15 protein-coding genes are annotated in these 22,973 nt (G+C 36.6%); 4 read left to right on the top strand and 11 right to left on the bottom strand.

The window, feature by feature from the left end; all coding sequences use genetic code 11:
• Window positions 1-66: 66 nt before the first annotated feature.
• The 3 genes from HNP25_RS20475 to HNP25_RS20465 all read left to right on the top strand — a co-directional run bounded on the left by HNP25_RS20475 (window position 67) and on the right by HNP25_RS20465 (window position 6,063).
• Entirely contained in the window at window positions 67-894 is an 828-nt protein-coding gene (locus HNP25_RS20475; RefSeq protein ID WP_229202921.1) for a sugar phosphate isomerase/epimerase family protein, read from the top strand.
• Window positions 895-1,195: 301 nt separating this feature from the next.
• The gene (locus tag HNP25_RS20470) at window positions 1,196-2,305 is read left to right on the top strand and encodes a Gfo/Idh/MocA family protein (protein ID WP_184137432.1); all 1,110 of its coding nucleotides are present in this window, start codon (window positions 1,196-1,198) and stop codon (window positions 2,303-2,305) included.
• Window positions 2,306-2,343: 38 nt separating this feature from the next.
• The gene (locus tag HNP25_RS20465) at window positions 2,344-6,063 is read left to right on the top strand and encodes a PVC-type heme-binding CxxCH protein (protein ID WP_184137430.1); all 3,720 of its coding nucleotides are present in this window, start codon (window positions 2,344-2,346) and stop codon (window positions 6,061-6,063) included.
• A gap of 98 nt (window positions 6,064-6,161) precedes the next feature.
• On the opposite strand, the gene HNP25_RS20460 is transcribed toward HNP25_RS20465, so the two are convergent.
• From HNP25_RS20460 to cysS, 11 genes are all read right to left on the bottom strand, one after another.
• Entirely contained in the window at window positions 6,162-7,265 is a 1,104-nt protein-coding gene (locus HNP25_RS20460) for a PDDEXK nuclease domain-containing protein (RefSeq protein WP_184137427.1), read from the bottom strand.
• Between the two features lie 257 nt (window positions 7,266-7,522).
• Window positions 7,523-8,065, bottom strand: coding sequence for a YceI family protein (locus HNP25_RS20455; protein ID WP_184137425.1), 543 nt, complete (start codon window positions 8,063-8,065; stop codon window positions 7,523-7,525).
• A gap of 1 nt (window position 8,066) precedes the next feature.
• The gene (locus tag HNP25_RS20450; protein ID WP_184137423.1) at window positions 8,067-8,978 is read right to left on the bottom strand and encodes a DUF5777 family beta-barrel protein; all 912 of its coding nucleotides are present in this window, start codon (window positions 8,976-8,978) and stop codon (window positions 8,067-8,069) included.
• Between the two features lie 98 nt (window positions 8,979-9,076).
• Entirely contained in the window at window positions 9,077-9,523 is a 447-nt protein-coding gene (locus tag HNP25_RS20445) for a Rieske 2Fe-2S domain-containing protein (protein WP_184137421.1), read from the bottom strand.
• Window positions 9,524-9,730: 207 nt separating this feature from the next.
• Complete coding sequence (locus HNP25_RS20440; protein WP_184137419.1) at window positions 9,731-10,900, bottom strand: efflux RND transporter periplasmic adaptor subunit; 1,170 nt, start codon at window positions 10,898-10,900, stop codon at window positions 9,731-9,733.
• Complete coding sequence (locus HNP25_RS20435) at window positions 10,893-15,224, bottom strand: CusA/CzcA family heavy metal efflux RND transporter (protein WP_184137417.1); 4,332 nt, start codon at window positions 15,222-15,224, stop codon at window positions 10,893-10,895. Before HNP25_RS20435 ends, HNP25_RS20440 begins: the two co-directional genes overlap by 8 nt.
• 164 nt (window positions 15,225-15,388) lie before the next feature.
• Window positions 15,389-15,784 carry a hypothetical protein gene (locus HNP25_RS20430; RefSeq protein WP_184137415.1) on the bottom strand — a complete coding sequence of 132 codons (396 nt, stop codon included), beginning with the start codon at window positions 15,782-15,784 and terminating at the stop codon, window positions 15,389-15,391.
• A 130-nt stretch (window positions 15,785-15,914) separates the two neighbouring features.
• The gene (gene dxs / locus HNP25_RS20425; protein ID WP_184137413.1) at window positions 15,915-17,876 is read right to left on the bottom strand and encodes a 1-deoxy-D-xylulose-5-phosphate synthase; all 1,962 of its coding nucleotides are present in this window, start codon (window positions 17,874-17,876) and stop codon (window positions 15,915-15,917) included.
• 199 nt (window positions 17,877-18,075) lie between these two features.
• Window positions 18,076-18,987 carry a rhomboid family intramembrane serine protease gene (locus HNP25_RS20420; protein ID WP_184137411.1) on the bottom strand — a complete coding sequence of 304 codons (912 nt, stop codon included), beginning with the start codon at window positions 18,985-18,987 and terminating at the stop codon, window positions 18,076-18,078.
• An 86-nt stretch (window positions 18,988-19,073) separates the two neighbouring features.
• Window positions 19,074-19,859, bottom strand: coding sequence for a rhomboid family intramembrane serine protease (locus tag HNP25_RS20415; RefSeq protein ID WP_184137409.1), 786 nt, complete (start codon window positions 19,857-19,859; stop codon window positions 19,074-19,076).
• 35 nt (window positions 19,860-19,894) lie between these two features.
• A complete protein-coding gene (gene cysS / locus HNP25_RS20410; protein WP_184137407.1) occupies window positions 19,895-21,385 on the bottom strand; it encodes a cysteine--tRNA ligase in 1,491 nt (496 codons plus the stop codon).
• Between the two features lie 243 nt (window positions 21,386-21,628).
• Here cysS and HNP25_RS20405 point away from each other — a divergent pair, with 243 nt between their 5' ends.
• On the top strand, window positions 21,629-22,804 hold the full coding sequence (locus HNP25_RS20405; RefSeq protein ID WP_184137405.1) for a hypothetical protein: 1,176 nt from the start codon (window positions 21,629-21,631) through the stop codon (window positions 22,802-22,804).
• Window positions 22,805-22,973: the final 169 nt, after the last annotated feature.

Here is a 22,973-nt window from a genome sequence, read left to right as displayed (position 1 = left end):
AAAAATCAAATTCAACGAGTAAGCCACAACAAACAATTCTAAGAACATAATTACACGAAAGATAAAATGAAAAAATTCGGAATGAATTTGCTCTTGTGGGGAACAGAGATTAACGAAAGTCTTTTTCCTGTGTTAGAGCAAATCAAAGCAATTGGTTTCACAGGCGTAGAAGTACCCATTTTTGATGTAGCACCAGAGCATTGGCAAACATGGCGTAGCAAATTAGACGAATTAGGTTTAGATAGAATTGCCGTAACGATTTGTGGCCCAGATTTTAATCAAATCAGTCCAGACCCAGCGATGAGAGCTGCCACTCTCGAAAGAAACAAAAGAGCTATTGATTGTGCTGTGGTTTTGGGAGCAGATTTATTGACTGGACCCTATCATTCGGCATTAAGTCATTTTACAGGAAAACCCGCTACGCTAGAAGAATGGAATTGGGCAGTAGAAAACTTGAGAGAATTGGCAGATTATGCCCAAGAAAAAGGAATTGTTTTAGGTTTAGAATACCTCAATCGTTTTGAAAGTTACTTGGTTTCTTGTGCTGATGAATTATTACAATTGGTTGAAGACATCAATCATCCGCATTGTAAAATCATGTTTGATACTTTTCATGCCAATATCGAAGAGAAAAGTTTGGGCGATGCCATCAGAAAACTGAGCAAGCATTTGGTGCATGTACAAGTATCTGAAAACGACAGAAGTACTGTCGGCAAAGGAAACGTGAATTGGGACGATGTTTTTACGGCTTTGAAAGACATCAATTATGATGCTTACTTGTCGGTTGAGGCTTTTAGTTCAAAATTGGCGGTAGCTAATATTTGGCGAAAAATGTTTGAAAATGAAGAAACATTGATGAAAGAAAGCTTGGAGTTTATTCAGGCTCGTAGCTAATAGCTGTGAGCTTCGAGCCTTGAGCTATTAGCTAACATACTAATATATAGCAAATTATCTCTTTTTAACAAACAAAGAAAGTCCAAAACTCAAAGCTCATAGCTAAAGGCTTTTATATAAACAATTACCTGTTTTTCATAAACTGACAAATTCAAAACTCACAGCTGATAGCTTTGAGCCTTGAATTATCACTAACACACTAATAAATAGTCCATTATCTCTTTTTAATAAACAAAAAAAACGAACTCAAAGCTCAAGGCTCACAGCTAATAGCTAAAACCTTCTTAATAAACTAAACAAAATGAAACTAAACATTGCCATTGTCGGCTTAGGATTTGGAGCTGAATTTATTCCCATTTACCAACGTCACCCGAACACCAATATGTACGCTATTTGTCAGCGTACAGAAGAGAAATTAAATGCTATTGGAGATGCTTTCGGTATCGAAAAGCGTTATACCAGCTTTGAAGATTTATTAGCAGACCCAGCAGTAGATGTTGTACACATCAATTCACCGATTCATAACCATGCCGAGCAAAGCTTAAAAGCCTTAAACGCAGGTAAACACGTAGCTTGTACTGTTCCGATGGCAACTTCGGTAGAAGAATGTAAGGCAATTGTTGAAGCAACCAGAAGAACAGGTAAAAAATACATGATGATGGAAACGGTAGTTTACAGTCGTGAATTTTTGTACGTAAAAGAATTATACGAAAAAGGAGAATTGGGCAAAGTACAATTCCTGAAAGCATCTCACCAACAAGACATGGACGGATGGCCTGGTTATTGGCCAGGTTTACCTCCCATGCACTATGCAACGCACTGTGTTGGGCCTGTGGCTGGTTTATTGAAATTACAAGCAGAGTACGTTTCATGTTTTGGTTCAGGAACAATTCGTGAAGAATTACATCAACATTATAACTCTCCTTTTGCGATTGAATCTGCCCATATCAAATTCAAGGATTCAGATTTAAGTGCTTTGGTATATCGTTCTTTGTTCGATGTAGCTCGTCAGTATCGTGAGAGTTTTGAAGTATATGGTTCAAAAAAATCTTTTGAATGGTCGTTGATTGAACACGAAGAACACGTGGTACATACCGCTAAAAAACCTGAACCAGAAATTCCAGAGAAAGTAACTGTACCAGATTATGCCCACTATTTACCTGAAGAAATTCAAGTATTTACGACTGGTGGAGTATATGATACTGATGAAAACCAACACCTTTCATTTTTGCAAGGTTCTGGTCATGGTGGTTCACATCCGCACTTGGTACATGAATTTGTTTCGGCAATTGTTGAAGACCGTGACCCATTCCCGAATGCTGAACAATCAGCCAATTGGACATCTGTAGGTATTTTATCACATGAATCAGCTTTAAAAGGAGGAGAAATTATTTATATCCCTGATTTTTGATTATCCAATCTTTCAATTGATTTAAGACAATTCACAAAATGAAAAAATCATTGCTTAGTCTTTGCTTATTGCTGACTTGCCTCGTAGGTTTTTCTCAGAAAAAAGCAAAAAAAAATAAACAATCAACTCCCCAAACGACGGTTAAAGCCCGTCGTTTGGAAGTATTGTTTCTCGGTGATAATGGTCATCATAAACCCATCGACCGTGTCCCAACTTTAATGGAAGCACTTGGCAACAAAGGTATCAACATTACCTATACAGATAAATTAGAAGACATCAATACTAACAATTTAAACAAGTATGATGCCTTGATGATTTATGCCAATTGGGATAAAATTACTCCTGAAGCAGAGAAAGACCTTTTAGCTTTTGTAGCTTCTGGCAAAGGAATTTTGCCTATTCACTGTGCGTCTTTTTGTTTTAGAAATTCTGCAGAATACGTAAAAATGGTTGGTGGACAGTTTTGGAGACATACCATGGATACTATTCAAGCAAATATTGTTCAAGCTCAGCATCCAATTTTAAAAGATATAAAAGGATTAAAAGCCTTCGATGAAACGTATTTACACAGTCAGTTACAGGCAGATAACAATGTTCTAATGACTCGTGACATTAAAGCTGACCAAACAAAAGACCGCCCAGACGCTAAAACCGAACCTTATACTTGGACTCGCCAGTACGGAAAAGGCAAAGTATTTTATACCGCCTACGGACACGACGAACGTACTTGGACGAATCCAGATTTTTTAAAAATGCTTGAAAATGCCATCATTTGGTCGGTAGATGAACAAGCACAGGCAGCTCATGCGGCACTTCATCCAGAAGCATTTTCTTATAGTCCCGCAAAATTACCCAATTACGAAAAACGCCCAGACCCTCAATTATTACAAGCGGCACTTTCGCCCGAAGAATCACTCAAACATATACAAGTACCCGTTGATTTTAATTTAGAAGTATTTACCCACGAACCAAACGTGATGCACCCCATTGCGATGTCGTGGGATGAGCGTGGTCGTTTGTATGTTTTGATTACCAAAGATTATCCGAACGAACGTAAAGAAACAGGCGGAAGCGATTATATTTTGATTTGTGAAGACACCGACAAAGACGGTAAAGCTGACAAATTCACTCGTTTTGCTGAGGGATTGAGTATTCCAACAGGTTTAGTTTTTGCCAATGGCGGCGTCATTGTAGCACAAGCACCGCACATGTTGTTTTTGAAAGATACCGACGGTGACGATAAAGCTGACGAAAAGAAAATCTTATTCTCGGGCTTTGGTACTTTTGATACGCACGCTGGGCCTTCCAACTTACATTATGGTTTTGATAACTGGATTTGGGGTTCTTTGGGCTATGCTGGTTTTCAAGGAAAATTTGCCGAAAAAGATTCTGTAAAATTCGGTCAAGGTTTCTTTAGATTCAAAGCTGATGGTTCAGATTTTGAACATATTACCAGTACTTCAAATAATACTTGGGGTTTTGCTTTCAACGAAACTGGCGATGTTTTTGGTTCAACAGCCAATAATTCACATGGTTGGTACATGGCGATTCCGCACAGAAATATCCTTTCGCCAACTGCTACAAACGGTAGCCGAAGTACAGATACGCACAAAGACATGAAAACCATTACGCCAAGAATCCGTCAAGTAGATGTTTTTGGTGGGTTTACTGCGGCGGCGGGTCATAATTTTTATACCGCAAGAGCTTTCCCTAAAAAATATTGGAATCAAATTGCTTTTGTTTGTGAACCAACAGGACACGTAGTTCATCAAAACGTAATGACCAAAAACGGAACAGACTACAGTGATGTAGAAGGTTTCAACCTTTTGGCAGGAGCTGACGAATGGGTTTCTCCAGTTTTTGCAGAAGTTGGTCCAGACGGTGCTGTATGGATTGCGGATTGGTATTCTTTCATCATTCAGCACAACCCACAACCAAATGGTTTTACAATGGGCGAAGGAAATGCTTATGAAACGGATTTAAGAAACTTTACGCATGGTAGAATTTATCGTGTAAGTGCGAAAGAAGCACCAAATTATACGCCTTTGAGTTTATCAAAAGACCGTCCACAAGAATTAGTGGCTGCTCTTAAAAATTCAAATATGTTCTGGAGAATGAACGCACAACGTTTGTTAGTAGAACGTGGACAAAAAGACGTAGTCCCAGCATTGATTGAACTAACCAAAGACCAATCTTTAGACGAAGCAGGTATCAATCCAAGTGTCATTCACGCCCTTCGTACTTTAGAAGGTTTGGGCGTTTTGAACGATGCCGAAGTACAAAAAGCTTTAATCGCTTCTTTGTCGCATCCATGTTCGGGTGTTCGTAAAACGGCTATTCAATTATTGCCACGCAATGAAGCCTCCGTAAAAGTATTATTAGAAAAAGATGCCTTAAACGATAAAGAACCTTTAGTGGTTTTGAACACGCTTTTGGCTTTCTCTGAAATGCCCTTAACGGCTGAAGCTGAAAAAACTTTATTGGCTCGCATGGAAAAATCAACAGAAATCAACGACCGTTGGTTGCCTGATGCTTTTGCTGCTGTATTGACAAGCCACAAACAAGCTTTGCTGAAAAAGTATTTACAGAGTCTTGCTAAAAATACTTCGCCCGTAAAAGCTAAAACAGAAGAAATGCCAGCTCATCACGACCACGCTGCCATGATGAAAGAAGAAAAAGCTACTGCTATTTCGGCAAGTAATAAGCCTGATTTAGTGATTAGCAAAATCAACTTTACGCCAGCAAATCCAGCAGTACTTGAGCCAGTGAGTTTCAATATTGAAGTAAAAAATCAAGGCGGAGTAGCCATTCCAAAAGGAGAAGTAATCAATTTGAACATCAGAATTGAAGGAACAGGCAGAAAATATGATTTGGTAAGCTATACTTTCAACGATGGTATTCCAGCCAATGAAAGCGTTAAAATTAATTCTTACAACAATGGTGCGTGGACAGGAAATCTTGGTTTAAGCTCAGATATGCCAGGCACTTACACCATTTCTGTTGAAGTGGATAAAGCCAACAACATTGCAGAAGAGAACGAAAAAAATAATGCTTATAGCCAGAAAATCACTTTCAGTACGCCGAAAAGTATGTCAACTTTTGCGATGGAAAAAGCTGTGAAAGGCTATGCCAATGTTAGCACTCCTGATTCTGTTATTGCTTTATTGAAATTAAGTCAGCAATTGGATGAAACGAATGCTTCGGCGGTCATCAAAGGCATTGCAGACGGTTGGAATTATAGAAAGAAAGTACAAATTAAAGACAGCGATAAAGTATTCTTGGCGAGTTTAAACCAAAAGCTTACGCCTGAAAACAAAACCAAATTAGCACGCTTATTCCAAGTATGGGAAGTGAAGTCAGAAGAAGTAGCTGACCCAAACAAAGTGGTAATTGTGATAAAATCAGTGAAAGAAGCCATGAAGTACGACAAAAAGGAATTCACGGTAAAAGCAGGAACGAAAGTAGAATTAGTCTTTGAAAATCCAGATGCGATGCAACATAATTTGGTAATTGGCAAACCGAAATCTTTAGAAATCATCGGAAAAGCCGCCAACAAAATGATTACGCAAAAGGATGCTTTAGAGAAAAACTACGTACCCAACATTCCTCAAATCATCGCTTCAACACCTTTAGTAAACCCAGAAGAATCATACAGATTGACCTTTACCGTACCCGAACAAATAGGAGATTATCCTTTTGTATGTACCTTCCCAGGTCACTGGAGTATTATGAATGGAATAATGAAAGTAATAAAGTAAAGTTTTTGATTGAAAAAAGAATGCTAAACCTCCGCAAAATCTTGCGGAGGTTTTTTGTTTCAGTAGCACGGTTTTCCAAACCGTTGAAATATGTATTGCTATTGTTCAATTAACCTCAACAAATCTTCTTCATTAGGTAGTTCAACCTTGTACTTACTCACAAAAATTTGATTATCAAGCCCCGAAGTAGCGTAAAGAACTTTTGTAGCAGAGCCTTTTTCTGTACAAAGAATAATCCCAACAGGAGGATTGTCGGTATCATTCATTACTTCATTACGGTAATAATTAAGGTAAAAGTTCATCTGACCAGAATCACTGTGCTTGAATTTTCTTACTTTCAAATCAATCAGAACATGACATTTTAAAATCCTATGATAAAAAACTAAGTCAATACGATCATGTTCTCCATCAATGGTAATGCGTTTTTGTCGAGCTTCAAAGCAAAAACCAGTTCCTAATTCTTGCAAAAAGGTTTGGATTTTATCCAACAAAGCCGTTTCTAAATCATTTTCTGAATATTTTGATAATTCCTCAAAACCCGTAAATTCAAGAATATAAGGGTCTTTGATAGAATCTTCAATGGTTTCAATTTCAGCTTTTAAATTATTGAGTAAGGCTTCTTTATCTGTGGAAAGTCCTACTCTTTCAATCAATAAACTGCTAATCTGTCTTTCCAGAAAGCGTGCTTCCCATTGCCCTTTAATCGCCTCCTTTTCATAAAACGCACGTTTTAACGGTTCTTTAATTCGCATGAGTGCAATGAAATGACGGAAAGAAAAATTAGAAAGTAAATTTTCGGGAGACAATTTAGCGTTAATGGATTCATAATGAGACATTTTAGGTGGAGTAATCAACTCATTGATTTGAAATTCTCGTTCCACTGGAACGAGAATTGGTAGATTCACCACACGAGACAAAATAATATTTCCTAAGTGAGTATAAGTAGTATAAAACTGACGGCATAACCAAAGTCTATCTTGAGCTAAACCTGTAACTTTTCTACTCTTTAAATTTTTAGCGATATTCTCAATAAGTTTAGTGCCATATATGGCTCTATCCTCACCATGCTGTTCAAACTCAACAATGTAAAACCCAATCAACCAGTTACGAATAACGAGTTGTTGATTGATGGAAGAAATAGCTCTTTTTTGCAAAGAGATGTGTGTATTTTCAATGGTGTCAATTAACTGATTATATAGCATATTCTTATAAGTTTTCAATAGCAATTTTGAAAATATTCTATTGAAATCCAAACTCATTTTGTAAAAATATGTCCCACTAAAAAAACAAACACTTTGACTTACAAACACTTATAAATATCTGAATATCATTCTTTATCAATGAAAACTCAATCATTCTGTGCCATTCCATTTGTCTTAACACGCAATCCAATTACAAAAAAATCGCTCGTGATGACACGAGCGATAGTATAAATACTCTCACAACTTCTGAATTCGTATTACTTTTTGATTAAAGAGAAGTTACTTTTAACGGCAATTTTCTCGGCAATTTTTTCCCAAACTAATTTTGGAACATCAATTTTGTAATCGACCAATGCGATTTCAAAATTAGTGTCTAAGGTAATATTGTCTTTCGCTACCGTTAGTTTTCCTGTAAGTACTTTTTCTTTGCTTACTCCGTGAATCATCATTACTCCTTTGGCAGTTACATCATAAGTACCTTCTTTAGTAAAATCTATCTTTTCGGCAATTTTACCTTTAAAAGTAGCCGCTGGAAATTTCTCTGACTCTAAATAATTTTCGTTGAAATGTTCTTCCATTAATCTATTCGGAAATCTGAATTGATTGATGTTCATTCGCACGGCTAAGTCGTTGGTAGCCGTATTCAGAATAGAAGAAACTGCACTATTTACGGCTGAAATATCTTCTAAAGGAGTTTTAGAAAAGAAGCTAGTTTTACCTGTTTGGGTAAAATATAACTGTGCAAAACTGGCTTGGCTTATTAATAAAGCACAAACAAGTATTAGGATATTCTTTTTCATATTAGTGTTTATCTTTCTTTGATTTGCCATCAAAACTGAATGTTCTGGCAATGTTAAATCCATAGAAAATATCTCCTTTACCCCATTCTCCAAGCGTTTGAGCAATAAAATGACGCTCCACCATTCCTCTTGAATTGGTAAAATGCAATTGGAAAACGTGTCCGCCTGTTTCAATATCAAAACCAATCGCTAGTGAATTATGATACTTGTCTGAAACGCTACTATTGCCGTGGTCTGTTAAGTAATATTCAGCATTTAGCGTTACTCTTTTAGAAAGTTTATATCTACCTCCAAAGCCCAATGCTAACATATCGTTTTTCATGTCCTCCACTTCTGTTTTGTTGAAGTGAATAACCGTTGGCATAATTTGCAAAGAAAGCTTATCGCTAAATTTACGTGCAATTAGAATTTGTGCACAGTACGTTTGGCGTTCAAGGTTATCGTTAAACTTCAAGGTTGAGCCAGAAGGAAGTGTATAACCTGTAGCCATTGTATTAGCCGCACCACTCAAATAACCTGTAACAGTTACAGGAACTTTATTTGATTGACGAATTGCCTTGTACTTCACGTAGTAATCATAAGTTTTTTCTTGTGAACTTCTTCCCAAACCAACGGTCAGGTTATCACTTAAACCATATTCTAAACCTAGTCTGATACGAGCTTCGTCTAAACCAAAGAAATTATCAATAAAGCCAGAGTTTACTGCTCCAAATCTATGAGAAATCCAGAAATTAAGATGCTTTTTACTTACGGTTTCAATGGTTTGTCCATTAATTAAGCGAGTCGCCTTGAAAGTGGCGGTAGTGTATTCTGGTTGATTGCCTTTCTCCTTTTCGAGCATGTCCATTAAATCATCCTGACAAAAGCTTTGAAAGCTGAATAAGCAACTGAATACCAATAGATATTTTTTCATACGTTTGATTGTTATAACGATATGGTCTTGATTTCGCTCAAAACCATACCGTGTTATGCTGTCTGAAAAGACATACGTAATTTTGATGAATGTAGTCTCTAGCTTATTGTTAAAATCGTTCCACTTTGGGTAACAGTATAAGTTTTTAAGCCAGCACTTCCATTACTATTAGTTCCTTTTCCAGTATTATCAAAAGTAGCACCGTGAGCAGTACAGTAAAATTTGTCGGTAACATAAGTAATTTGCTTTTGTCCTTCATGACTACAAATTAGCGTTACAGCTACGTAAGTACCCACATTGGTATAAGCAACCACAATGTTGTTAGTTCTATCTACCACATAACCTCCTTTGGTTTTGAGTGCCGCATTAGCAGCAGCAGATAAATCAAAAGTAATCCCACCGCTTGGTAAAGGTTGAACAACATCGCCCTCGTTGGTACAAGAACTCATTGTTACACCACAATACACCGCCATGAGGCTCGCACCTGACAAACCCAACTGTTTTAGAAAAGTAAGGCGATTCATTTTTTCTTCTGTCGTATTCATAAATTTTAAGGATTAATTGAAAAATATTTATTCACTTGGATAAAAACGGTAGAACATTACGAAAGTTATATCATCTATAAAAGATTATTTTGTATTACTCTCAAAAACCAAATACTTGGTATGTTCTAATGCTTAATACAGGATAAAAACCCAAACAGTTGCGTCTAAACATTAATTTATTTCTTAATCACTTTTGTGTGCTACAAATTATTCTTCAGAACCCGTCAGCATTGCTTGTAAAATAGATGCTCCTTGTTTTACAATTTGCTTGTTTCCAATACTTTTATTGGGAATTACTTCTATATTCCCTCTTTCTGTAATACCAATTTTTACTGGTACTTGTTGAAAAGTATTTGCTTTGGTGTTGACAAAAATAAATCCGCCATTGCCATGTAATACCACTGCCGACTCTGGCAAAGTATTAACCATTCTTTTTCCTGTAAGAATTTTTGTGTTTACATACTGCCCAACAGTTAGTTTATCTTCCATCGCTTCATCGTTGATATGCCCGTGAATATTAATGGTTTTGGTATCAGCTTCAACGTTTTTACCGACCAAGAAAACGGTAGCCAACATAGGAGTTTCTGAGAATCTAGGATTTTCAACAATGATTTTTTGTCCTACTTTTATTTTATTAATATCATTTTCAAATACTTTTAATTCGATATGCTTGTGGGCATCACCCACTATTTCAAATAACACATCGGTCGGAGCAACATTTTTTCCGATAGACAAATTAACGGTTTTTATATAACCATCAATAGGAGAAATAATATTGACCACCGATGATATTTGTCCTTTTTTCAATTTATCTATCGAACAGCCAATCATTTCAAGTTTCAATTCAAGTGCTTTGGTCAATGCTTTTATAGACGAAACTTCCGAATCTGCTTGTTGAAGTTTTTTCTTAGCCCCAACATCTTCTTTACTTAAAGTATTCTGACGGTCGAGTTCCAAATCCAAAAACTTCAATTTACTGATAGCCTGTAAATAATCTTGTTGTAATTGGATGTAATCCATGCTGTAAATGGTTGCTAAAACTCCTCCTTTACGAATTGCCGAACCCGGCAAAATGTTAGTACTTTTTACATAGCCATTAATTGGAATACTGACAGAAGCCATATTCATCGGCGGAACATCAACGATGCCATTCGCTTTTACTTCGTCTGAAATAGTAGTTTGGTCGAAAGTACCTACAGCAATATGTCCGTTTTTGATTTGTTCTTCCGATAAAGTAACGAAATCTGTTTTCGCTTCAGCTTCTTTATCAGCCTCCTCCGTTTTCGGACTCAAACAAGCCACATTAAGTAAAAAAGCTAAACCTATTAAAAAGCCTTTTTCAAAGGAAATTATATGATATTTTTGAAGATTATTCATTGCCAATTAAAGTTTCGATGTTGATAATAATTTGATTAAAATTCTGTAATTCAGCCAAGTAGTTTTGTTTGATTTGCCAAGCCTGTGTGATATTCTGCACAAATTCCACATATTCAATTTCGCCAGCTTGGTAACTTTTTGAAGCCGTTTTGATAATAAGTTCTGCTTGAAGCAAAGCTGAATTTTTGTAATAATTCAGTGATTTATCGGCTTTATCAAACTGTATTTTCAATGAATTCAGCTGACTTTGCAATTGATTTTCAGCATATTGATATTGCTGCGTAATTACTTGTTCGTTGATTTTTGAAGCAGAAATTCTGGCTTGTTGTGCTTTGGTGAAAATTGGCACATTTAGCCCAAGCTGCACAAAGTTTTGATTAAAATGTTTTTCAATACTCTGGTTAGTTAGTGCCAATCTTACATCTGGTTTCAAGCGTTGTTGTTCTAAATTGGTTTGCAATTTGCTTACTTCACTTTGCTGTTTAATAATTTCTAAGAAAGGATTGGAAGCCAATTGTGCATTACTTAACACCATTGTTTTTTGCTGATTTCCTTCATAATCAATGGCAAAATTTTCGTTAGTATTCATCAAAAACCTTAGTGTCTGATACAAATTTTGCTCATCAGCTTGGCTTTGTTGGATTCGATTTTGGATTTCTCTGAGTCGAGTTTCAGAAGATACTTTTTCCAATAAATCTGTCTCGCCAGTTTTGTATCGCACCGAAGCCGCTTTGAAAGCACTTTGATAAAGACTGTCTTGTTGAGCTAATAATTGAATAAATTGACGGGTATGCAAAATCTGAAAGTAAACACTTTTTACTTCGCCAATCAATTGTGTTTTGGTGAGTTTCGCCCGTTTTTCGGCCGTCAGTACATTTCCTTTTAATAAATTTTCTTGGGCTTTGTACAAACTTGGCAAGGCAAAAGATTGTCCGACAGTGAAGGTTACATCATTTCCGTTGAATACTTGTGTTCGTCCGTATTGAGCATCAAAACTGGTTTTGGGCAAATCTTTTGCCGTTTTCACCAAAGCCTGATTCCCAACAATTTCTAAGTTTGAAATCTGTAAATTTTGATTTTGACGAACCGCTTTATCAATACACATTTGTAAAGTTTGTGGCGGAGTATTTTGTGCAAAAGTGGCGGTACTTATCAACAATAAAACAATGGCATTAACTACAGTTTTAGAAGCTTTGGGCTTTCTACCAAAAACCAAACTATAAATCACAGGTAAAACCACCAAAGTAAGAATCGTTGCCGTAATCAATCCACCAATTACCACCGTTGCCAATGGTCTTTGTACTTCTGCTCCGGGCGAATGGCTCAAAGCCATTGGTAAAAAACCCATTGAAGCCACAGCCGCAGTCATCATCACTGGTCTGAAACGAGTTTTTGTTCCTTCTAAAATCCTTTGTTTAATATCACTTATTCCTTCTTTTTCTAGAATTTTAAAGTAAGAAATCAATACAATTCCATTTAGCACCGCCACACCAAAAAGAGCAATAAAACCAATGCCTGCCGAAACAGAAAAAGGCATATCTCGTAACCAAAGTGATAAAATACCTCCAATGGCTGAAAGTGGAATGGCAACAAAGACAATCAAGGCTTCCACAAAAGAATTGAACGTAAAAAACAACAAGGCAAAAATCAAGAAAAGTGCAACGGGTACAGCGATAAATAATCTACTTTTGGCAGCTTGCAGGTTTTCGAAAGCACCACCGTATTCAACGGTATAGCCAACTGGCAGTTTTACTTGTTTGTCGATAATCGTTTGTACTTCTTTCACCAAGCTTTCTACATCACGATTTCTCACATTGATACCAATTGAAATTCTACGACGAGCATTATCTCTTGTAATTTCAGAAGGAGCATCTTTATAAGAAATATCAGCTACTTCCGAGAAAGGTACTTTACCGCCATTTGGTAAATCCAAGTATAAATCTCTGATATTTTGAATATCTTTTCTGTAAGAAGAATCTAGTCGAATTACCAAACCAAAACGTTTTTCGCCCTCATAAACAACGCCCGCTTCTTCGCCTGCAAAAGCTGATTTCAACAAAGTATTCAGGTTGCTGATTTTCAAACCATACTGAGCAATTTTCTGACGGTTGTAAGTCACCACCATTTGCGGCACGCCATCAATTTGCTGTACTTTCATATCGGCTATACCATTTACTTGATGAATTTTTTGAGCTACTTCTTGTGCTTTCGAGAATAAAGTATCTAAATCTTCCCCAAAAATTTTAATGGCAACATCCGATTTTACACCCGCAATTAATTCATTAAATCGCATTTGGATTGGTTGGGTAAACTCAAAGTTTACTCCAGGAATATCTTTCAGCACATCGTCCATTTTTTGGGCGAGTTCTTCCATCGTTTCAGCTTTTTTCCATTCTTTGGTATCTTTCAAATCAATAATTAAATCACATGCGTTGATACCCATTGGGTCGGTTGGGATTTCAGAAGAACCAATTCTTGAAACTACTTGCTGGATTTCGTCGGGAAATTCACGGAGTAAAAGTTTTTGTGCTTCATTATTCGAATGCACACTTTGTGATAACGAAGCATTACTGTGAAGAATGGTTTCTACGGCAAAATCGCCTTCGTTTAATTCAGGAATAAATTCACCGCCCAATCTGCCAAAAAGCATTAAACTAGCTACAAAAAAAGCAACTGAAGTAGCCAGAATAATCGCTTTTTTGTTCAACGCCCAAGTAATAATGGGTTGATAGAAACGATATAAAAAGTTGATAATTTTATCAGCAATGGTTTCCGAATGATCAATCTTTTTGCTTAAACATAAAGAAGACATCATCGGCACGTATGTCAATGATAAAATCAATGCCCCAATAATGGCAAAACTTACTGTTTCAGCCATTGGGCGAAACATTTTTCCTTCAATGCCCGTCAAGGCAAGAATGGGGAAGTAAACAATCAAAATGATGATTTCACCAAATGCAGCAGATTTCCGAATCGTAACGGCTGAATCGTAAACAGATTCATTCATTTCAAGCTGAGTGAGTCTATAGGCTTGTCCATCATGATTTTCAGGAATAGTTCTAGTATGTAATCGGTGGACAACGGCTTCTACAATAATTACTGCTCCATCGACAATCAAACCAAAGTCAATTGCACCAAGTGACATCAAATTAGCTGACACGCCAAAGAGTTTCATCATCCCAAAAGAAAAAAGTAAACAAAGCGGAATCACTGAAGCCACCACCAAGCCTGCTCTAAAATTCCCCAAGAGTAACACCAGAATGAACACAACAATTAAACCACCTTCAATCAAGTTTTTCTGAACAGTGCCAATCGCTTTATCAATCAGTTTACTTCTATCAATAAACGATTCTACTTTTACGCCTTCTGGTAAAGATTTCTGAATTTCTTCAACTCTTTTCTTTACATCTACCACTACTTTATCGGCAGATTCACCTTTTAATAGCAGTACGACCGCTCCAACAGTTTCCCCTTCCCCATTTCGTGTCATCGCACCATATCGCACCGCATGACCAAACTGAACTTTCGCCACATCACTAATTAATACTGGAATACCCGCACGAGTTGTAACTACTACATTTTCAATATCTTGCAAGCTATTTACTCTACCTTCCGAACGAATAAAGTAAGCATCCGTACCTTTTTCGATATAACTACCGCCAGCATTGGCATTATTATCTTGCAATACCTGAAATACTTCTGCGATGCTCAGATTCATTGCACGTAGTTTTTCTGGATTAATCGAAACTTCGTATTGTTTCAAATGCCCACCAAAAGAACTTACTTCTACCACTCCTTTTATGCCTAAAAGCTGCCTTTTCACGACCCAATCTTGTAAAGTTCGCAAATCAGCTAAAGAGTATTTATCTTTAAATTTTGGATCAACAACCAAAGTATATTGATAAAATTCGCCAAGACCAGTGGTAATTGGTGCCATCTCTGGGCGACCAGCACCAGCAATTAAATTGGGTTCTGCTTCTCTGATTTTTTCAGAAACTTGTTGTCTGGCTTTCTCCATCGGCACATCATCATCAAAAACGACGGTAATAACCGATAAACCCATTCTTGAAATAGAGCGAATTTCTTTGGTATTAGGAACAGTTCTTAATGAGATTTCTAGCGGATAAGTAATAAATTTTTCTACTTCTGAAGCAGGTAAAGCTGGCGACTGCGTAATGACTTGCACCTGATTAGAAGTAATATCTGGAAGGGCATCAATGGTCAGTTGGGTCAATGAAATTCCACCCCAAGTAGCCAATGCCAATACCAATAAACCGATTGTCAGCTTATTGTATATGCTGAATCGAATGATTGAATCTATCATTGTATATTTTTCAAGAAGAAGAGCCCAAATTTTAAGACATAAAAATTTGTAATTCCATAGCGGAAAAAGCCCTTAATTAACAATAAATAAAGGTATGTTTCACGAAAGACAATTCGTAAAAAGAAAACAATAAGAAGCGACAAAATGGATTTTGCCCAAAGAAATTAGAACCGAGGAGGGTTGAATAGCGTCTGAAGTATCGAAAAGTGATAGAAGTTTTCCCAAACAAAATTGGGTTCAGAAAAGACTTTGAAGATAGCGTCAAAGTGGAGTACAATTTTTTTATTGAAAGTAGGCTCAAACAGTGTTACTGTACTGTGTGAATCTAAATTTGGTAAATTTGAATGAGAATGTTTAGCTGTTTTGAAGTGATTAGACGTTGCGGAATAGTGCATTGTCAGAAACTCTAAAAAACTCATTTTCTCATTCCAACCTTTTGTGTGTTGATTGTAATGTTTTACCAATTCTCCAACTTTGGCTAACTGCAAAGCATCAGCTTTGGGGAAAAGGCTTCCCACAAGGATGACAAAACTTAGCAATATGGCTGTAAATTGTTTCATTGGGCAAATGTAGTCAATAATGAGAAAAGAAAAAAGGCGAAAAATCTTTTTCGCCTTAGTCATTATCATTTAGCTTTCAGATGTAAGTCATTAGCTATCACTTTTATTTTCAGTAGATTACCTCTAAAAATTAATTTAGAGCAACCTTAATTATTTCTGATTTGTGCGTATTCTTTTGAGTTCCTAAAATATTTCTAACTGCTTCTGCAATTCCCTCTGGGTCGAATCCACATTCATGATGTAATTCTAATTGTTCACCATGTTCAACTACTCTATCAGGAATACCCAATCGTTTGATTTGTGCTGAATAATTATTGTCTAGCATAAATTCTGCTACAGCAGTCCCAAAACCACCTTGAATACAACCATCTTCTACCGTAATTACTTTATCATAATTTTGGAAAATCTCGTGGAGCATATCTTCGTCCAAAGGTTTTACAAAACGCATGTCATAATGTGCTGGATTGATGCCTTCCTTTTCAAGTATTTCGCAAGATTGAACAGCATAATTACCTATATGACCAAGTGTTAAAATCGCAACGTTTTCTCCATCTTTAATTTTTCTACCTTTACCGATTTCCATTTTTTCAAATTCGGTTTTCCAGTTAGGCATAACGCCTTCACCACGTGGATAACGAATAGAGATACAGCTTTTCAAGTCTTTAAATTCATCTTGGGCAACAGTAAACATAATGTCTCGCAACTCTTTTTCATTCATCGGTGCAAAGACAATCATGTTTGGGATACAGCGCATATAAGCAATATCATAAGCACCATGATGCGTTGGTCCATCGGCACCAGCAAAACCAGCACGGTCTAGGCAGAAAATAACGGGTAATTCTTGAATGGCTACATCGTGAATTACTTGGTCGTAAGCACGTTGCATAAAAGTTGAATAAATATTACAGAAAACCGTAAGTCCTTGTGTAGCCATACCTGCCGAGAAAGTAACAGCATGTTGTTCGGCAATTCCGACGTCGAAAGCACGTTTTGGCATTGCTTTCATCATTAAATTCAGCGAACTTCCAGAAGGCATTGCGGGCGTTACACCCATAATTTTTGGATTTTTTTCTGCTAATTCAACAATTGTATGTCCAAAAACATCTTGATATTTTGGTGGTTGTGGTGTTGAATAATACTTCTTCTTAATTTCACCAGTAATTTTATCAAATTTACCCGGAGCGTGCCACAAAGTTTGGTCTTTTTCAGCTAAAGCATAACCTTTGCCTTTCGTTGTTACGCAATGTAATATTTTTGGCCCTGGAATATCTTTTAAATCATTCAAAACTGTTACTAAATACTCTACATCATGTCCATCAATCGGTCCGAAGTAACGTAGATTCAAAGATTCAAATAAATTGCTTTGATTAAGTAACGTAGCCTTTAATCCATTTTCAATCTTAGAAACAATGTCTTGAGCAGATTTTCCAAATTTTGACATTTTTCCTAACAGATTCCAAACTTCATCTTTTACTCTGTTATAAGTATGCGAAGTTGTAATATCTGTTAAATATTCTTTCAAAGCCCCAACGTTCGGGTCGATAGCCATGCAATTATCATTCAAAATAATAATCATGTTATTCGGAATATCACCCGCATGATTCATCGCTTCAAAAGCCATTCCCGCCGTCATTGAACCATCGCCAATAACTGCAATGTGCTGGCGGTCAGTTTCTCCTTTATAATTAGAAGCGACCGACATCCCCAAAGCTGCCGAAATAGAAGTAGAAGAATGCCCAACACCAAAAGCATCATATTTACTCTCCTTACGTTTTGGGAAACCAGAAATCCCACCATATAAACGGTTGGTGTGAAAATTATCTCTACGACCTGTTAAGATTTTATGCCCGTAAGCTTGATGCCCCACATCCCAAATTAATTGGTCGTTGGGCGTATTGAAAACATAATGAAGAGCTACAGATAACTCAACCACACCAAGTGAAGCCCCAAAATGTCCGCCATACACCGATACATCGTCAATAATATATTGGCGTAGTTCGTCACAAATCTGCAACAACTCAGAGCGATTACGTCTCCTCAAATCTTCTGGAGTATTAATCTGAGCTAATATTTTTCCGGGTATAATTTGCATGGGTTTTCCGAGTGTGAATTTGAAAGTAATAACCCTCTTAATCCTTAAAATGTTTTACTAAACTTAAATATAGGAAGAATCTTAGGTCAAACTTCGTATTGAGCTGACAAATTTACGGAATTATTTTAAGCTTGTTCACAATAAAAATGGTCAAGCAGATTTACTACTTGACCATTTCTTGAAAATTGAGTTCATTATCTTACTTCTGAGAAGCCTTGAACAGTTTTTGTTTTTCTTCTTTGGTTAAACTTTCGTAGCCTGAGCGTGAAATTTTATCTAAAATGGCATCAACTTCATCTTCATCTGGATAGCCAACGCCCACACCAACGCTTGTACTGTTGTAAGAAGTTTCTTTTTGTCGGTAAGCTACTTTTATCTTCGGTTTTTCAGTACGATTGATAATTCTTTTGAAAAAGTCAACTGTTACATCAATTGGTGTTCCCCAATCGTTACCTGCTTGCAATTGTTTTACGTACAAGTAACCCAATAAAGCTCCGCCAAGGTGAACAATTCCTCCGCCAGCATTTACACCAATTGCACCAGCCAATGAAATCAAAAAGAAGAAGAAAGCGATATATTTTATTCTAACAGGACCAATCAAAAACAAAAAGAAAGTATAATCTGGAGCAAGCGTAGCAGCAGCAAACATAATCGCCATCACACTTCCAGAAGCACCAATAATGGTGGTATTGATTCCTGTTTGATAATATGGAATAAAATTGAAAGTAAGCAACGCAAAAACACCTCCGAAAATTGCCCCTAGAATGTATAGATTGATTAATCTACGACTACCCAAAAACTCTTGAATGATGGCTCCAAACCAGTAAAGCATCAACATGTTGGGTAATAAATGAGCTATTGGATTGACAGAGTGGAAGAAAGAGTAAGTCAAAATCGTCCATGGACGATACATAAAAACTCCTAAAGACGGTGTAAGGCTTAGGTATGATAAAGCATTATCAAACAATTCTGCTTTTTTAAAGAAAATTGTAAGACTTATCAGCACCAATAACATCACCACATACACAGCTACATTCAACCATATTAGTTGAATTAAGCCATTGTTTCGCTTGGAAAAAGCGTCTTTAAAGTCATCTAAAATCCCACTCATTTTTATATTCCTTTATAAACTTTAATATTAGTCAAAAAACATCAATGTTTCTGTATAACAATTTGAAAAACAGAATGTTATTTTTTTCAATAAAAGGAGTTTCTATTTTTACCCCAAATTTTAATTAATATAAATGCAAATATCATTCCACCGATATGGGCAAAATGTGCTACATTATCGCCTGGCATTTTATTCAAGCCTGCATATAGTTCGTATAGACCATATAAAGCTACAAAATATTTCGCTTTTATTGGGATTGGTAATAAAAAAAGCATTAGTTCTGTATTTGGAAAAAGCAAAGCAAAACCTGCCATTATCCCAAACACCGCTCCAGACGCTCCAACCAGTGGAGTATCCAATACAGATTTCAAACACTCTTGTGCAATTAAAACCGAATCTTCTACTCTAATATTGTCTGGGTCTTGAATTAGTCTAAAAGCATTGTGAGGTACTCCATCAGGGTAATATTGGAACAGAAATTTACTAAACTGTTCTAAATTTGGATGTTCTATATAGGCTTTTGTTGCAGCTTCAAGCGAGGAATAATCATAATATTTCAAACCCATATACAGCAAACCTGAACCTATTCCTGTTACTAAAAAGAAGGTTAAAAAACGCTTATCTCCCCAATACATTTCTAACATTGGCCCAAGAAAAAACAAACCCAACATGTTATTAAATAAATGATGAAGATCAGCATGAACAAAAATCGAGGTAATAAATTGAAAAGGCAAGAATTGGTCGGAAGTAAAATAATGTAAACCCATTATCGACACAATCATATCTTTATGACCAAAATACTCTACACCAAATACGATAATATTGATGGCCATCAATGCCTTCACAACAGGCGTTATACTGGGAGTTCTCATTTGAATTCGTTAAAAATTGAATAAAATAGTTAAGGTTACTCTTCGTAAGCCCAATCAATTTTAGTTTTCATGTCCTTGATGACTAAACCATTCGCCTTGAAGTAACCTCTAACTTCATCTACTTTATCGTATTGTTTTGCTTCTTTGTATTCACGGTAAAGTGATAACATTCCTTTTGCAAACGCTTCTATGTTTTCGTTCGGTTCTTCAAGTAAGCCAAGTACGTTTTCTGTAATGGCTACAAATTGTTCTTTTAGTAAATTAAAAGTACTTTCACCCAATTGAGAAGGCTGTACTTGCCCCATATAAAGCTGGTTGATTTTCTTAACTAAATTGAACAAACCTGCAATAGCAACGGCAGTATTCAAATCATCGTTCAAACCATCGTAACAAGTTTGAATACCTTTCTCTACTTCTAATACGTGTTTTTGGTCTATTTCGATTGCCTCATCTGTAATAAATTCTAATTTTTTTACGATTCTCAACCCATTAATCAAACGTTTGTAGCCTTTTTGGGCTGCTTTTAAAGCATCGTTTGAGAAATCCAAGGTACTTCTGTACTGCGACTGCAACATGAAGAAACGAACCGTCATTGGGCTAAAAGCTTGTTCCAACAATGGATGCGAACCCGCAAATAATTCAGCAGGCAAGAAAGAATTGCCCAAAGATTTAGACATTTTTTGTCCGTTCACCGTAAGCATATTCGAGTGCATCCAATAGCGAACTGGTTCAACCCCATTTGCTCCTTTTGCTTGAGCAATTTCGCATTCGTGATGTGGAAATTTCAAGTCCATTCCTCCGCCATGAATATCGAAAGTATCGCCTAAATATTTGGTACTCATACAAGTACACTCTAAATGCCAACCCGGAAAACCATCTCCCCAAGGCGAAGTCCAACGCATTAAATGCTCTGGAGCAGCCTTTTTCCAAAGAGCAAAATCTAAAGGATTACGCTTTTCGCCAACGCCGTCTAAATCACGAGTTTCGGTTAATAAATCTTCCAATACTCTTCCTGAAAGTTTACCATAATTTCCACCCTCTGCATTATAGCGAGCAATATCAAAATATACCGAACCTTGCGATTCGTAAGCCAATCCTTTATTGATTAAAGACTTTGTGGTTTCAATTTGTTCAACAATATGTCCAGTAGCAGAAGGTTCGATACTTGGTGGAAGTAAATTAAATTGTTGGAGTACTTTATGGAAATCATTGGTATAACGTTGCACAATTTCCATCGGCTCAAGCTTTTCGAGCTTCGCCATTTTACCAATTTTATCTTCGCCTTCGTCGCCATCGCCCACCAAGTGACCCACGTCTGTAATATTTCTTACATAACGCACTTTGTAGCCAATATGAGTAAGGTAGCGATTGAGAATATCGAAAGTTAAGAAAGTACGGACATTTCCAAGGTGAACGTAATTATAAACAGTAGGGCCACAAACATACATTCCCACGTGTGGGGCGTTGATGGGCGTAAAAAGTTCTTTTTCTCGGCTGAGGGTATTGTATATTTTTAAAGGTTGCATTCAGTTGGATTATTCTTGTGGACTAAATTGATTTCTTTTACAAAACTAATAAAAGTATAACGGATTGAAGTAATTTTCGTTCCAAAAAGCTTACCGCATGACAAACGTAAGTCCTTCGGGTATATTTGACAATTTTTCTGTTATTTTTCTATCGGCTTCCTTCGTAACTTGCAGACTGACCAAGTAAATATGGAGGCTTTATACAAATCCTCTATCTTTGAAAAAATATTCAACCCAACAACAATGACCATTTTAGAAGTAGCTAATCATAAACATCTCCAACAAGAATTTCTTTTATTGCCTGTTAGATTATATGAACAGGATAACAATTGGATTCGTCCGCTCGACCAAGATATTGAGAATACTTTCAATCCTGAGAAAAATAAGTATTTCAAACATGGCGAGGCTATTCGCTGGATTTTGCAGGATGAAAAGGGTAAAACTATCGGAAGAGTTGCCGCTTTTATCAATCACGAAACGGCTACAAAAGAAGAACAAGCCACTGGCGGAATGGGCTTCTTTGAATGTATTGAAGACGAATCTGCCGCTTTTTTATTATTCGATACTTGTAAAAATTGGCTGGCTTCTAAAGGGATGGAAGCGATGGATGGTCCCATTAATTTTGGCGAAAGAGACTCTTTCTGGGGATTAATGACCAAAGGATGGCAATACGAACCTACCTACAAAATGCCTTGGACGAAAGAGTATTATATTCAGTATTTCGATAAATATGGTTTCAAGGATTATTTCCAACAATATGTTTACGTATCACCGATTCGAGCGGCTTCAGTTACAAATGCCGTAGAAGAAAAGGCGAAACGTATTTATGACAATCCTGATTATACTTTCCGTCACATTGAAAAAAGTAAATTGGCAAAATACGGTGAAGATTTTAGAACGATTTTCAATGAAGGTTGGGCAAAGTTTCCAGGCGTAAAAGCGATGACCGAAGAACAAGCCAGTAATTTGGTAAAACAAATGAAACCTATCATCGACGAAGAACTTACTTGGTTTGCTTACGCAGGCGAGCGTCCGATTGCGTTTTTCATCGTTATTCCTGACATCAACCAAATTGTAAAACATCTTAACGGAAAATTCGGTGTTTGGGAAAAAGCTAAGTTTATGTTGTTACTGATGCGTGGTGTGATTACTCGTACTTGTGGAGTGATTTTTGGCGTCGTGCCAGATTATCAAGGAAAAGGTGTTGAGTCGGCAATTGCTTTACGTTTTCGTCAGGCAGGAAGAGACAATCCGCATTATCAATACGAAACCATTGATATGAACTGGGTAGGCGATTTTAATCCAAAAATGAATCGTTTCGTTTCGCAATTAGGAACTACTCGTGACAAGGAATATATCACTTATCGCTATTTATTTGATAGAACGAAGGAGTTTAAGCGTTGTCCGAGAGTTGGGTAATTAGTGAATGAGTGAGTTGTGAATTATATTAAAAATCGAACAGCAAGATACTTGTTTTTTTTAATCACTCAATCACGGCTTTCCTTGAAAATTGTTTTTCAATATTCATTCATAATAAAATCCACTCATATTCTGGGTGGATTTTTCATTTTATTTGAGGTGATTTACT

This window comes from Arcicella rosea, assembly GCF_014204325.1.
Classification (GTDB): domain Bacteria; phylum Bacteroidota; class Bacteroidia; order Cytophagales; family Spirosomataceae; genus Arcicella; species Arcicella rosea_A.
This window is presented reverse-complemented; position numbering and strand designations above follow the sequence as displayed.